General features: G+C 52.3%; 9 protein-coding genes and 1 pseudogene. 4 read left to right on the plus strand and 6 right to left on the minus strand.

The window, feature by feature from the left end; translation table 11 throughout:
- Positions 1–11 precede the first annotated feature (11 nt).
- The 4 genes from FPB55_RS11995 to FPB55_RS12010 all read left to right on the plus strand — a co-directional run bounded on the left by FPB55_RS11995 (position 12) and on the right by FPB55_RS12010 (position 6,805).
- A complete protein-coding gene (locus FPB55_RS11995; protein ID WP_054890531.1) occupies positions 12–791 on the plus strand; it encodes a DUF4391 domain-containing protein in 780 nt (259 codons plus the stop codon).
- Positions 791–2,653: a site-specific DNA-methyltransferase gene (locus FPB55_RS12000; protein WP_232892302.1), complete on the plus strand. Its 1,863-nt coding sequence runs from the start codon at positions 791–793 to the stop codon at positions 2,651–2,653. Before FPB55_RS11995 ends, FPB55_RS12000 begins: the two co-directional genes overlap by 1 nt.
- A gap of 12 nt (positions 2,654–2,665) precedes the next feature.
- Positions 2,666–5,686 carry a DEAD/DEAH box helicase family protein gene (locus tag FPB55_RS12005; protein ID WP_054890530.1) on the plus strand — a complete coding sequence of 1,007 codons (3,021 nt, stop codon included), beginning with the start codon at positions 2,666–2,668 and terminating at the stop codon, positions 5,684–5,686.
- A gap of 111 nt (positions 5,687–5,797) precedes the next feature.
- Positions 5,798–6,805, plus strand: a complete 1,008-nt coding sequence (locus FPB55_RS12010; protein WP_232892301.1) for a hypothetical protein — start codon at positions 5,798–5,800, stop codon at positions 6,803–6,805.
- Between the two features lie 83 nt (positions 6,806–6,888).
- Here the strand turns inward: FPB55_RS12010 and FPB55_RS12015 are convergent, their stop codons facing one another.
- The 6 genes and pseudogenes from FPB55_RS12015 to FPB55_RS26585 all read right to left on the minus strand — a co-directional run bounded on the left by FPB55_RS12015 (position 6,889) and on the right by FPB55_RS26585 (position 13,186).
- Positions 6,889–7,089, minus strand: a complete 201-nt coding sequence (locus FPB55_RS12015) for a hypothetical protein (protein ID WP_144188268.1) — start codon at positions 7,087–7,089, stop codon at positions 6,889–6,891.
- 60 nt (positions 7,090–7,149) lie between these two features.
- A pseudogene (locus tag FPB55_RS12020) lies at positions 7,150–7,620 on the minus strand (transposase); the annotation flags it as partial.
- A gap of 717 nt (positions 7,621–8,337) precedes the next feature.
- On the minus strand, positions 8,338–9,414 hold the full coding sequence (locus tag FPB55_RS12030) for a patatin-like phospholipase family protein (RefSeq protein ID WP_064314791.1): 1,077 nt from the start codon (positions 9,412–9,414) through the stop codon (positions 8,338–8,340).
- Positions 9,411–10,319: a diguanylate cyclase regulator RdcB family protein gene (locus FPB55_RS12035; RefSeq protein ID WP_064314790.1), complete on the minus strand. Its 909-nt coding sequence runs from the start codon at positions 10,317–10,319 to the stop codon at positions 9,411–9,413. The genes FPB55_RS12030 and FPB55_RS12035 overlap by 4 nt, the downstream gene beginning before the upstream one ends.
- Positions 10,316–12,760, minus strand: a complete 2,445-nt coding sequence (locus FPB55_RS12040; RefSeq protein ID WP_064314789.1) for a dynamin family protein — start codon at positions 12,758–12,760, stop codon at positions 10,316–10,318. The genes FPB55_RS12035 and FPB55_RS12040 overlap by 4 nt, the downstream gene beginning before the upstream one ends.
- Before the next feature lie 24 nt (positions 12,761–12,784).
- The gene (locus FPB55_RS26585; RefSeq protein ID WP_232892300.1) at positions 12,785–13,186 is read right to left on the minus strand and encodes a hypothetical protein; all 402 of its coding nucleotides are present in this window, start codon (positions 13,184–13,186) and stop codon (positions 12,785–12,787) included.
- Positions 13,187–13,500: the final 314 nt, after the last annotated feature.

Below are 13,500 nucleotides of genomic sequence, written 5' to 3' on the forward strand. Positions count from 1 at the left end.
AAGCACACGCTATGACGCCAGGTACTCTGGAAGCCTTCATCGACCATCTTTCAATTCCCAGGTCTTGTGAATTGAACAAGCCTGTTTTCAAGAAGCTCTTTCTTGAAAACGGGGTGCTGGACATCGCCGATAAAACGGCCCTGAAGGACGACGTTGATAAGATCCGTTGGCTCTACACCCTGAAAGCCGCCACGATCAATATCGCGGCCTATGTTGATAGCGAACGCGACTTCTCTGAAATCGCGATGCTTCAGGTCGATCTGACTTCGGCCAAGCGGCTGAAGCGGATCGCGAACTTCATGCAGCGGTCGATCCCATATCCGCTCATTCTGCTGTTCACGCAAGGCAACCAGATTTGTCTCAGCGTGTCCGACAAGCGCATCAACCAGGCGGACAAGGAAAAATGGGTGGTCGAAGACCCCCTTTACACGGATTGGATCGACCTGGCCGCGCCAACAGCGGCACAGGCAGGATTTTTGGAAGACTGTCATATCAACAGTTTTTCCTTCGCCAATTTCCTTAGTTTCTATAAAAGCCTGACCGAACGTGTCATAGCTATTAACTGTGCCGCCCATAGCGGACGCTATGAACGAGACGTGACCGACAATATAGAAAATAAACCCAATGAGAGCCGTCTTGAGCGGCTCCGTGAGCTTGAAAAGCTCAACCTGCAAAAGACAGAGATCGCCAACAAGCTGAAAAAAGAGAAGCAGATGGGGCGGCAGGTTGAGCTGAATACCAAGATCAAACAGATCAATGACGTAATTGAAAAAATTAGAGAGAGCATCTGATGAGTAAGGCCGCTATGGAATTAGTTACCCTACAGGACGGTGAGACTGCAAACATCGTCAGTGAAAATATTGAGCAGCTCAAAAGCTTGTTTCCTGAGGCCTTCGGAGAAGGTGGTGTAAATTTTGATACGCTGCGGCAGCTTCTGGGTGACGCCGGAGCCGTTGATGAGAGTGAAGAAAAGTACGGCCTGAACTGGCATGGAAAGAAGAAAGCACGTCAGATAGCGCTAACGCCATCGACGGGAACTCTGCTGCCTTGCCCGGAAGAGAGTATCGATTGGAATACGACAAAAAATATCTTTGTTGAAGGCGATAACCTTGAAGTGTTGAAGCTCTTGCAAAAGAGCTACGCTGGAAAGGTCAAAATGATATTCATTGATCCGCCATACAATACCGGAAATGAATTCATTTATCCGGACAAATATCAGGATAATTTAGATACGTATCTGCAATACACTGGGCAAAAGAGTAGTGAGGGTTTGAAGCTGTCCAGTAATACTGAGGGCTCTGGTCGATTCCATACGAACTGGCTCAATATGATGTATCCAAGGCTAAAGTTGGCGAAGTCATTGTTGAGGAATGATGGTGCAATATTTATATCTATTGATGATAATGAAGCGCCGAGACTGAGAATGCTTTGTGATGAAATTTTCGGTGAGGAAAATTTCATCACAAATATCATATGGCAGCATAGTGTCCAGCCGAAAGGATATTCTGGAATATTTTCTGTGCATCATAACCATATTTTGATGTATAGAAAATCTGAAGATTTCGAGCTCATGTCGCTTGAGAGAACAGATGAGGACAATAAAGCCTACTCCAATCCAGATAATGATCCCAAGGGTGACTGGCGGACAGGCGACGTCAGGAATGCACTGTATCGAAAAAACCTGAAATACCCAATTACAACTCCGTCAGGGAAAGTAATTAATCCGCCTGATAACGGGTGGCGGTGGAGTAAGGAGACCCTTGGTAGCAAAATTGATACTGGGGAAATATTTTTCAGTGAAGATGAAACAAGGATTATCAGGAAAATATACCTTGCTGATCTTGACGGGCGTACACCAGAAACAATTTGGTTCGCAAAAGACTCTGGGACTACAAGGTCTGGTGTAAAAGAGTTAAAGGTCACGTTCGATGGCGAGGTTCCATTTGATACAGTCAAACCTACAGAGCTGATAAAGCGAATGATGAAGGTGTCTGGTGTCAATGCCGATGATATTGTTCTAGATTTTTTTGCAGGGTCTGGAAGTACCGGCGCAGCTGTTCTTGATCTTGAACAGCCTAGATTCATACTGGTGCAGTTGCCAGAAGCTATCGACGAGAGCAAGCCTCATGGAATTACAGCTCGAAAGCTGGGTTTGCTAAACATATCTGATGTTACGAAGGAAAGGCTAAGACGGTGCACTGCTGGTAAGACTCATCCAAATTCCGGGTTTAAAGTCTTTAAACTTGCTAACTCCAATATTCGGGCATGGAGTCCAGACCGTAATGACCTTGAGCAGACTCTGCTGTCTCATCAGGAACATTTGATTGATGGGCGTACTGAGCAAGATGTTCTCTACGAGCTTCTAGTTAAGCGCGGTATCGATTTGGCTGTTCCTGTCAAAAGTCGGCTTGTATCCGGGAAAGAAATTTTTAGTATCGGCTACGGCGTGCTGTTCGCGTGTCTTGATCACTCAATAACCGGGGCGGATGTTGAAAATGTTGCACAAGGGATTCTCAAGTGGCATGGAGAATTGAACCCGATCTCGGATACACATGTTTTCTTCCGTGACAGCGCATTCAGCGATGACATTGCGAAGACAAATATGGCCGCCATTCTAGAACAAAATGGCATTTCTCACGTGCGCAGCTTGTAAGGAGTTTCTCTGATGAAGCTGCATTTTGAAGACAATCTTGAATACCAGATGGCGGCGATTGCGTCTGTTATCGGACTTTTTAAAGGTCAAGAAGTCTCGCGATCTGAATTCACTGTGACCCACCGTCCAGATGCGGGGCCGCAGGCCTCGCTTGGTCTGGCGGAAAGCGAGCTCGGTGTTGGCAACCGTCTGCAACTGCTCGATGATGATATTCTCGATAATTTGCATACTATCCAACTCGATAACGGATTGCGTCCTGCTGGTGATCTCACGAGCGGTGATTTTACCGTCGAAATGGAAACCGGCACAGGGAAAACCTATGTCTATCTGCGCACGATATTTGAGCTGAATAAGAACTACGGCTTTACCAAGTTTGTGATTGTGGTGCCTTCAGTAGCGATTAAAGAAGGTACTTATAAGACTCTCCAAATTACGAGTGAGCATTTTGAAGGTTTGTATCCAAAGGCCAAGGGTTACGAGTACTTTCTGTACGATTCCTCCAAGCTTGGGCAAGTCCGCAATTTCGCCACCAGCTCGAACGTCCAGATCATGGTGACGACGGTAGGGGCTATTAACAAGAAAGACGTTAACAACCTCTATAAAGAAAATGAGAGCACGGGCGGTGAGCGCCCCATTGACCTGATCAAGGCCACCAGTCCGATCATCATCGTGGACGAGCCGCAAAGCGTGGATGGCGGTCTGCAAGGGCAGGGCAAGAAGGCACTGGATGCCATGAACCCGCTCTGCACCCTGCGTTACTCAGCAACGCACGTCGATAAACACCACATGGTTTATCGTCTTGACGCTGTCGATGCTTATGATCGCGGCCTGGTGAAGCAAATTGAAGTGGCCTCGCTTCAGATCGAGGGCGCTAACAATAAGCCTTATGTCAGACTTGAATCCACGCACAACCGTAAAGGCTCGATTACGGCAAAGGTCGAGATCGACGTGCAGCGCGGCAAAAAAATCAGCCGCGAGATCCTCACCGTTGAAGATGGCGACGATCTGGAGCAGATCGCTAACCGCGCCATTTACGAAAACATGCAGATCGGCACGATCACCTGTGGCAAAAACAACGAGTCCGTTCAGATCAAGGGGCCGGGGCTTGACGAAACCCTGACTCCTGGTGAGGCCATTGGCGGTGTCAACCCGGATGAGATCAAGCGGTTGATGATCCGCCGCACAATCAAAGAGCACCTCGACAAAGAGCTGACCTTTGCCGCCAACAAGCAGCCTATCAAGGTGTTGAGCCTGTTCTTCATCGATAGCGTCGAGCACTACCGTCAGTACGACGAAGACGGCAATGCGGTCAAAGGCAAATATGCCAAGATGTTTGAAGAGGAATATACCAAGCTCGCGAAGTCTGAAAAGTATCGAAGCCTCTTCAACGAAATCGACCTGGAGACAAATGCCGCCGAAGTCCACAACGGTTATTTCTCCATCGACAAGAAGGCAAGGCTTGTCGAGACAGCGGAAAACACGCAAGCCGGTCGCGACAACTCCGAGCGCGCCTATAACCTGATTATGCAGGAGAAGGAAAAGCTGCTGAGCTTTAGCACCAAGCTCAAATTCATCTTCTCCCACTCAGCCCTGAAAGAGGGCTGGGACAACCCGAACGTTTTCCAGATTTGCGCCCTGCGTGAAATGGGGACTGAGCGGGAGCGTCGCCAGACCATCGGGCGGGGCTTGCGCCTCTGCGTCAACCAGGAAGGGCAGCGCCTGCGTGGCTCTGACATCAACACGCTCACCGTGATCGCCACCGAGAGCTATGAAGAGTTTGCTGAAAACCTTCAGAAGGAGATTGAAGAAGATACCGGCATCCGCTTTGGCATCGTAGAGTCTCACCAGTTCGCGACGGTGCTGATCGTCAACGATAAAGGCGAAGCAGCGCCGCTTGGTGTAGAGCAGTCTGACAAAATCCGGAAATTCCTAAAGAGCGAAGATTTTGTTGATGCCAAAGGCAAGATCCAGGACAGCCTTCGATCGGCTCTGAAAGACGGCAGCTTCAAGCTGCCGGACGATATTAAAGCCGAGCTTGGGTGCAAGGCGGATGAAGCTGAAGAAGACATCCTGCGCATTTTGAAGAAGCTCGCGGGCAAGCTCGATATCAAGAATGCGGACGACCGCAGAACCATCCGTACCCGCGAGGCCGTTCTTCAGAGTGAGGAGTTCAAGGCGCTCTGGGAGCGTATCAAGTACAAGACGACCTACCGGGTCGATTTCAACAATGACAAGCTCATTGCTGATTGTGCCAAAGCCATTCTGGATTGCCCACCCATCCTCAAAACCAGGGCGCAATTCCGGAAAGCTGACATTGCGATAGGCAAAGGCGGCGTGACAACCAAGGAAACTGGCGCCTCTCAATTCACGACGATCCATGAGAATGACATTGAGCTTCCTGACATCATCACGGATTTGCAGGACAAGACGCAACTGACCCGCAGCAGCATCGTCAAAATCCTCACCGAGAGCCGCCGCCTGCAGGACTTCGCCCGCAACCCGCAGCAGTTCATCGACTTTGCTTCAGAGGCCATCAACCGCACCAAACGTCTGGCGCTGGTCGATGGCATTAAGTACAGCAAAATTGGTGACGAGCACTTCTATGCACAGGAGCTTTTCCAGCAGGAGGAGCTGAAGGGCTATTTGAAAAATACCCTCGAAACGCAAAAGTCTGTCTATACGCATGTCGTCTATGACTCGGCGGGCGTAGAGAGAAACTTTGCCGTACAGCTGGAAAGCAACGAAGACGTGAAAGTCTATGCGAAGCTGCCGTCCTGGTTCAAAATTCCAACGCCGCTGGGCACCTATAACCCGGACTGGGCGGTGGTCGTCGATGACGAAGGCAAGGAAAGACTGTACTTCGTCGTGGAAACCAAAGGCAGCACCTGGTGGGGCGATCTGCGCCACGTCGAGGGTGCCAAAATCCTCTGTGGTGAAAAGCATTTTGAGGAAGTCGTCAATGACGCCAACCCAGCACGGTACATACGTGCAGTCGATGTCAATGGCATGATGGCGCATATCAATCAGGACTGACATCCAGGAACGGTTTAAAGTCGTTTATGTCTGGTAGTTCAATCGGAATGCTCCGATTGGCCTGCCAGGTCTTTCCAGATGGTTACCTAAAATATCTCGGACGGTAACGCCATGTATGAATCGCCTTTTCAGACACATGCCGATTTATTGATCAACGGGCGGGATGCCTCCGCACAGTATTTGCAATCCTTCGTTCTGTCGATGCATGACAGCAACAATTACAAATTTTCTGCCAAAGAGCTTTCCAGCCTCAGTGATGCCCATTTTAATATTTTTATCGAGCTTGCGAAGAATTTCAGGGAGGAGGGGCGAGATAGTGATCCGTTCAAAAATGTATGCCGGGAGATGATCGCGCGACGCCCTGACTACACGCAGGAGCCTTCCGATTTTTACATGTTTCCAGAGCCTGAGTTCGTTTTTGTTCCCGATCAAACCGACCTTGCCACACATCTGCACCCGCTTTTCAGTATTGATCTGAGTACGGTTAATCGGGAGTGGTCTGGTTACGCGCATATGCTGTGTCCGCTTGAACCGGGCGAAGATCGTCTGGTCGGTTATGCTACCGAGCATACGGACTATCATTCCGCCTTGCTGCAAACAAACTGGATCGGATTCAAAATCGAAGACGGTCGTTACCGCCTGATGGGTGATCCTCGTTATTTCTTCCTTCATGCAGAAAATGCAGACCTTTCAGACCCCTATCCGTATGCTCGATCCGAGTTGATTGAATGCTACAAGGACTGCAGTTCCTCTTTTGTGGTTGTTCGTGACGGCTACCGCAAGACAGGATATCTTTATGACCCTTACTGGCTTCATCCCGGAAGGGGCGTGGAAGGCCGGGATCGGTATCCCTTTGTAGAACAAATCGGCGGCGATGTGGATCTCTGGCTGGTAGGGATGCGTGGCATGCCGCTGTACTATGCTGAGGAGTGTAACGGAATTACGCCCGTGTATCCCAAGGGCCCCTCCGGGCACCCGTTCTATCATGTTGCAACGGTGTCTTCGGGCTCTTATCAAGTAGGTGGCCCGGAAAAAGTCATCATGTTTTATGAGCCCGTCGAGAAGCTGGTGCTGTTTACCTTCTATTCGGAACCGCCCTACAAGCCGTCATACGAATAACCTCCGAGTAAGTAGGCGATTGTCCAATCGTCGGTATATTATCCGGAAGCGATGTAAGCACCGCTTTCGCTATCTGATGGCGGCTAAATTTTTAAATCTTTAAGGAGCACCAGCAGGTGGATCAGCAGCTCCGTGGGATACGGTGGCTCGCCACCCTTGGCAGCGCAGAGCATCGGTGCTTCCTGGGACGATACGAACAAATTCTTTCGGTCGCGGAAAGGGTGTTTGGGGATCGCAACAAAGCGCAATGTTGGCTTGTAAGGCCGGTGATTGGACTGGGCCACCAGGCACCTTGCACTGAGTGCGATCCATGAACCCCACCTGCCCAGCACTTGGTTAGCGGGTTACCGTGGCATCTCTGGCAAGCAATTCCACGGCAGCAGGGCTTCGTAGTCTGCTATCGATGAGGCGTGAGGCAGCCGCTCAAGTACATGGCGCAGCCATGTATAGGGTTCCTGGCCGTTGACCTTGGCGGTCTCGAGCAGGCTGTAGAGCTGCGCACTGGCCGTGGCGCCCTTAGGCGTGTCACTGAAGAGCCACGCCTTACGCCCAATGACAAACGGCTTTATCGCACGCTCCGCAAGATTGTTGTCGATCGGCAAATGGCCGGCCTCGACGTAGCGCTCCAACCGGCTCCAGTTATTCGCCAGATAGTGCACTGCCTTTCCCAACACACTTTGCGGTGTGACTTGGGGCTGCGTTTTATCCAGCCAGCTTTTCAACTGGCCGAGGATCGGCAAGCTTCTTTCCTGACGACCGATAAACCGCTCTTCATTGCTGGCATCCTTGAGTTCGCGTTCGATGACATACAGCTTAAAGCCTACTCAGCCGTGTGCAGCTAACGCTGCCGAACGTGCGATCGCCCGTCGCCCGTCGGGCCTTCACCTTTCCAACAGATAAACTATCCGCACCAAAACAAAGATAGCAGACGGGGAATACGGTAGGTTTCGAGCTGGAAATACCACTCGATAGCTGATTGTCCGTAGTTCAATACCGGCATAGTCAGTGACACATCAGCTTTTCAGCAAGAAATCCAGGATGCGCTTGGAATAATCACGCGCTATCGAGCGCTTCCAGCCGGCCAAGGGCATCAGTAAGCCGCGTAGATGATCTCTGAATTCAGGGTGCGCAAGCTGCTCAATAGAGTGGCCATTCGCCACGCAGCCAAAATGGTCGCGTCAAGCCAACATGGGCGAGCGCCAAGTATGTCTCTGACAATGACTCAAGCTAGGCAACATCACCGTCGGTACTTCAATAGTTGCTTGAGACGGGCGGCAAGCAATTCCACAGGAGTCGCTGCGCGGAGCTGCAAGGGCGCAGCACCGCAGGTCGGACACTGGTCGAGCCAGTCCCCTGGAAATAGTACATCGCTCAGCGGAATAACCGTATGGCTCCAGCTGCATGAGCTGCAGTAGTGGGTATAGGGTCGCATAGGCACAGGCATGAAAGTCACCCCAGGATGGAATACCTGCCGGCGTGACAGGGAGGCGCGACATAATTACGTCGGCCCTCCTTGCCACCCAGGCACGCACCTACTTCAGTCGCTCCATTGCATCAGACAGTACTTTGTCAGCCTGCAGCGAATCTTTCTGGATCGCGGACAATGCTGTCTCAGATGCACGTAATGCGTTGCGACTCTTTTGAGCAGCCATGACTCGCCCGACACAGTGCAGGGTGTCGTTATAGCCTTGTTCAATCCAGGACGGGATTTTTTCGGCATCGAACCCCAATAGGTCGCGCGCACCACCAAGCGGGCCGGTGGCGCGGTTAAGACTTTGCCCCGGACGGATTTCAAGGATGGTGGCGCCAGGAAAACGTTGCCGGCTCCATAACGAGCCATCACTTAAATGGGTAACGATCACCAGGTTGCAGCCAGCCTCGAGCAATGGAGTAATCGGTGTATTCCCCTGCATGGTCTGCCAGCCACCCTGACCTCCGTCCGAGTAACGTTGCCCCTCAATACGACGTGGTGCAAACAACAATGGGATGGCTGCCGAGGCCAACAACACGTCCTTGCGAACCTTCTCGTCAAGGGACTGGATGTGCAGAAACTCGGAATCCGGCGTATCAGTAAGCCCAAACTCAGCACTCAGCGCCCGCGCCATGTCCCGTAGTCCACCACCGCTTCGATATGAGGATACGTATAACGGCAGACCTCGTTCGAGATCTTTGCTGACCAGAAACTCATCCATCAGTGCCTTCAATGGTTGATCATCGAGAACACCTGCGTCAGCCCCATCGAGCCAGCTCGGCAACGCCAAATCCAGCCGTTGAGCAATACCTTGTACCGCGTGCAGAACGCCCAGGGCGATACCCGCTCCCTGCACGCGCAAGCCCGCAGCCACAAGGAGAGTCAGATAACCTGGCACTTTCATGCTCAACGGTGAGTCCATGGCCAGGCGCCCCCACAGCCGCTCCAAGCGTTCGATGGCCACATCCAGCGAAGGGGCCGAGGCCAAAACACCACCGTTCAGGGCTCCAATACTCGCCCCCGATACGGCGTCGATCTGCGTTCCCAGCTCGCTCAAAGCCTTGAGCACGCCTACCTGGTAGGCGCCCTTAGCGCCGCCACCCGATAACACCAGGCCAACTTTCATCGCTTCGGTCATGACGAAACCTCCATGAACAGCTCACTGATCATGCCTTCAGTCATGCGCTGAGCTGAGCCTAACCGAGGCAAATGCAGGGGCAACTCGTCAGGTGTCTGCGATACTGCATACGAGAACGGTGCCAAATACGGATCAGCCCAGTCGCCGAGGTAACTAACCGCTTGTTCACCATCAAGCCAGGCAGTGTTGGCTGCCGGTCTAGCTAGCCAGCGCTCACGGGTGGCAATACGTTCGCCCGGGGTAAGCCTGGCATCTTGGTTCAACTGGATGATGGCCAGGTTGGCCAGGCGCTCCAGTTGCTGCTGACGTTCATGTCCCGACACAGTCTGGCAGTAATTGCCAAACGCTCCCCAGCGCAGCTCTTCCAAGGCGGCATAGCAGCGGCCAGAGAAACTCAGGCCATTGAAGCGCCCCGCCCCCCACTTGCTGAACACACCATCGAGGTGTAGGTGGGCCTGCTGCAGGATATCGATGCGAGCGACCTGCTGCTCCAATGCATAACAGCGCTCATCCAGTCGCTGTGAAAGCTCGTTGAGTGCTTGCCGAGTGGTTACTGAATAGTCAATGAGATGCGCCATATCGTGCTTCATCCCATTCACCCGGGACTGAATCTGGACAATCGCATGATTACTACGCGCCAAGGACTCAGAGAGGTCTTGCAACCAAATCAGCGAACCTTCAATGCCGTCGGTCAGGCTGGCGTTGATCTCGGCCTGATGACGAGTCCCCTGCCCAGTAAACCCATCATATAACCGCGAGAAAAAACCGGTTCGCGTAGCCATGTGACGCTGACGCTCGCGGGCCACATCGATGCCATTGGCAAAATCCACGACGAACTTTTCCGGCAGGCAGGTCATTAGTTGGCAAACTTCAGCATTCGGCGGTATGGCATTTGACTCACTCATGCCATGACCTCACTTTCTTGCGGTTGAACGTCTCGCTTGAGCGCCGCGCTGTCCTGCTGAAGCCCCGGCACCTGACGCTTGAATTCGGCCAGGCGCTCAGCGAGTGCCTTCTGCTGTTCCTGGCTGGTTTGTTTGTCACGAATGCTTTGTGCCAGGTCACTGCGCAGCGACTCCACGGCCAGCTTGAGCTCATCGAAGAACTGCTTGACGCTTTCTTCCAGGGGCTTCTCGATCGTCTCAAGCATCGCAGTAGCCAACGCGGCGAACAGCGTATCAATGGTTTTGTCGATAGAGCCCTTGACCTTGTCGATGTCCACTTCGTAGTAACCAACCGTCGTAGAATAAGTCTCCCAACCCCAGTCGTCGGTATCGAACACTTCGCACAAGCGCCCCCACAAGCTGGTGGTGCGACGACGCTTGGTTACTGCACGCTGCTTGCTTTCGATGACGCCACGCAATAATTCGCCACGGCCTTCGCGCATAGACAGTGCGGGTGTATAGGGCATCTTGATTTCGATCGAAAAGCCACAGCCGTTGAGCCGTTGATTAAGCTCACCGATGATGGAGCTGGCTTGAGTCGAGATATCCTGCTCGAAGGTGATACGAAAATCCTTGAGGATTTGATCAGAGTCTTTGATCAGGCGCGACTCATTTGAGTCGATGATTTGCTGAACACCCTCTTCAATATCCTTGACAACTTTTTCTGCGTCCTCTCGAGAGTTCAGGCTGATGATCGGATTATCTTCATCGAACTCTCGACCAAATTTGCTACCCGATTTACGTGATGCTTGCTTTGTTTGACCAGCAGTCTGCCTCTTGAGTGCATCCCATACCCCCAAGAACCCACGTAATGACCCCATAGAGCTAGCGATTGCAGTCTCGATAGACTGTTGCTCTTCTGTTTTCTTCGCGGCGATGAAACCTTCAGAAATCTCATCGTTGATGTCGCTGCGAATCGCGTCAAACGCGCGCTCCATCCTCACCTTGATATTTTTGAGAGCCTTTTTCGTGTCGGCATGGGTTTGACGTTCAAGGTCACTGATTCGCTCAATATCACTGAGCAAAGAGTTGATTTGCCCGACCAACTCTTCTGCGCTCTTTCCCAGCGCCACCTCGCGAACGTCCAGAAAATTATTCAGCTTGCTGGAAATGTCCACCAGCTTGGCGGCGGCCGAGGAAATCGCCAGCATCGCCGCCTGGCTGTGGGCTTTGCGGATAACGTTGTCCAGCGGCTCGGAGAATTTCGACGCTTTCCACAACAGGTCGGCGGTCTTCCTTACCGTGCCTGGATCTTCAATTTGCATCTCCCACATCGCGCCGAAAGCAGCTTTCCCAAAGTCTTCGACCCAAGCGTTGATTTCGCCGTTGATCGGCGGAAGACAGCCGTTTATATCCAGTTCACGCTTGGCCCGGTTGGCCAGATCGCCCAGCTTCGACGACACTGGGAAAACCTGCGAAACGTCCAGGCGCCCCTTGAGCAAGGACTCGGCAACCAGGTTTTGGGTTTGCTCAGCATTGTCACTGTTGCGATCTTTTTCATCGAACTTGTTGACCAGGGCAAACATGCGTCCTTGCGCAACGTCGGCAATTTCCTCAAGCGCTTCGCGCACCTGATGGTCAGCATCTGACTTGAGCTGGGTAAAGTCGAGAACAGCCAATACTGCCGAGGCATTTTTCAATTGCTCATGCAGCATATGACGCAAATGAACCTGGCCGGCCTCATTCGGGCCGGGAGTATCGAGCAGTGTGAGACTGCCCACGCTGCCCGGCAGATGCGCCAGGTGTGCGAACTCCACGTCGATAACCGGAATGTCATCGATGCTGGCATAGCAGTCGAACGGGAACTCAACCTCTAGTGCTTGAGACAGTCGAACTAGGTCGTTCAGGCTCCTGAGGAACCAAAAGATGGCTTCCGGGCCTTCATGACGATGCTCGAAGGGTTGCTTGCTGAGGATAAATTGCAGCAGCGCCGTCATGTCTTTATCGTGCGCGTTGGCCGCCAGAATTTCTTTACCACCCGATTTGGAAATAACCTTCCGCAGCTTGTCCACCAGCGCATTGATCGGGCCATTGTTTTCCAACAACAGAACGGGCTCTTTGACACCTGGCGTATGGCGAATCCGCGTTGGCAACGCCGTCATGGGGCGGTTGCGATTGGGTAGCACTTCAGTGCCAACGATGGCATTGATGGTCGTGGACTTACCGGCCTTCATGGTACCGACAACAGCCAGTACCATTTCCAGGCGCTCCAGCTTGCTCATCTCGCCACTGAGCATTTTCAAATCTTTGTCGATACTGGCTGACGAGAAGGTCTGGTGCTCCTCGGCGTGCTCTTCGACAACAACACCTTTCGCATCCTTCATGCGCTGCAGCAGGTCGATCTCCACTTGCAGCAATCGAAGGGATTCATCGCGAAACAGTTCAATGGTGCTTTCGTGCATTTCATCTCCTTGAAGGAAGCTATCCTAGCTTTCCATCATTCTTTCCGTCATGTCGTCATCGTCAGCACAGCAAACGTGTTGACGTCTTGTGTTGGTTATGTTGGAAACCGAACAAAGATCCGAATAGTGGCATATAGCCAGAAAAACTGCACTCAGGGAAATCCTGAAGAAGATCCGCCGAGTCTGATGGGATATGCCGATGCTGATGCCCGAATTTCCCGATGAAGCAGATGACCTTCTCTGACGCCCAGTACGTAGGCCGGCAAGGCAACCAGACCTTTGTTGAAATACACGCTGGAGAAGACCTTCCTTATAGTCTCGCCACGACATGCCGTCCACGCCCACCGCAGCATCGCGGCGCAGGGCATAAAAGCTCTGCGCCAATAACTGTGGTGTGATGCGGTGCAACAATGGCGTGAACTGCATGCCCTCGTTCCTTCTGGCTGCTTCACGTACACCTTCAAGTCCCATCGACTCGTAACTGATCCGGCTCTGTGTCCGGGGCGCGGGAGGTCTGTCGGTGTTTCCCTTGGCTACGTCCCTTTCCTCTACTATCTCCGCAGTGCCAGGCCCTTTGTTCAATGGCTTCTCAGGTACTACGGACGTATCCGACTTCTCAGCGGCGTGGGCAGCAGGGTTACGGCTTTTGGCCTTTCCTGCTCCGCCCGGTGCTCGCGCACCGGACACAGCTGAGATCTCCCAGTTTCTGTGCAAAGGACTTTGCCCCATCTCAGACATAA

The sequence above is a fragment of the Pseudomonas sp. BJP69 genome (assembly GCF_007633355.1).
GTDB classification, from domain to species: domain Bacteria; phylum Pseudomonadota; class Gammaproteobacteria; order Pseudomonadales; family Pseudomonadaceae; genus Aquipseudomonas; species Aquipseudomonas juntendi.

Bases quoted from the DNA above. Each gene is read 5' to 3' on its own strand.
- FPB55_RS11995 (WP_054890531.1), top strand. From the start codon at position 12: ATGACGCCAGGTACTCTGGAAGCCTTCATCGACCATCTTTCAATTCCC.
- FPB55_RS12000 (WP_232892302.1), top strand. From the start codon at position 791: ATGAGTAAGGCCGCTATGGAATTAGTTACCCTACAGGACGGTGAGACT.
- FPB55_RS12005 (WP_054890530.1), top strand. From the start codon at position 2,666: ATGAAGCTGCATTTTGAAGACAATCTTGAATACCAGATGGCGGCGATT.
- FPB55_RS12010 (WP_232892301.1), top strand. From the start codon at position 5,798: ATGTATGAATCGCCTTTTCAGACACATGCCGATTTATTGATCAACGGG.
- FPB55_RS12030 (WP_064314791.1), bottom strand. From the start codon at position 9,414: ATGACCGAAGCGATGAAAGTTGGCCTGGTGTTATCGGGTGGCGGCGCT.
- FPB55_RS12035 (WP_064314790.1), bottom strand. From the start codon at position 10,319: ATGAGTGAGTCAAATGCCATACCGCCGAATGCTGAAGTTTGCCAACTA.
- FPB55_RS12040 (WP_064314789.1), bottom strand. From the start codon at position 12,760: ATGCACGAAAGCACCATTGAACTGTTTCGCGATGAATCCCTTCGATTG.
- FPB55_RS26585 (WP_232892300.1), bottom strand. From the start codon at position 13,186: ATGCAGTTCACGCCATTGTTGCACCGCATCACACCACAGTTATTGGCG.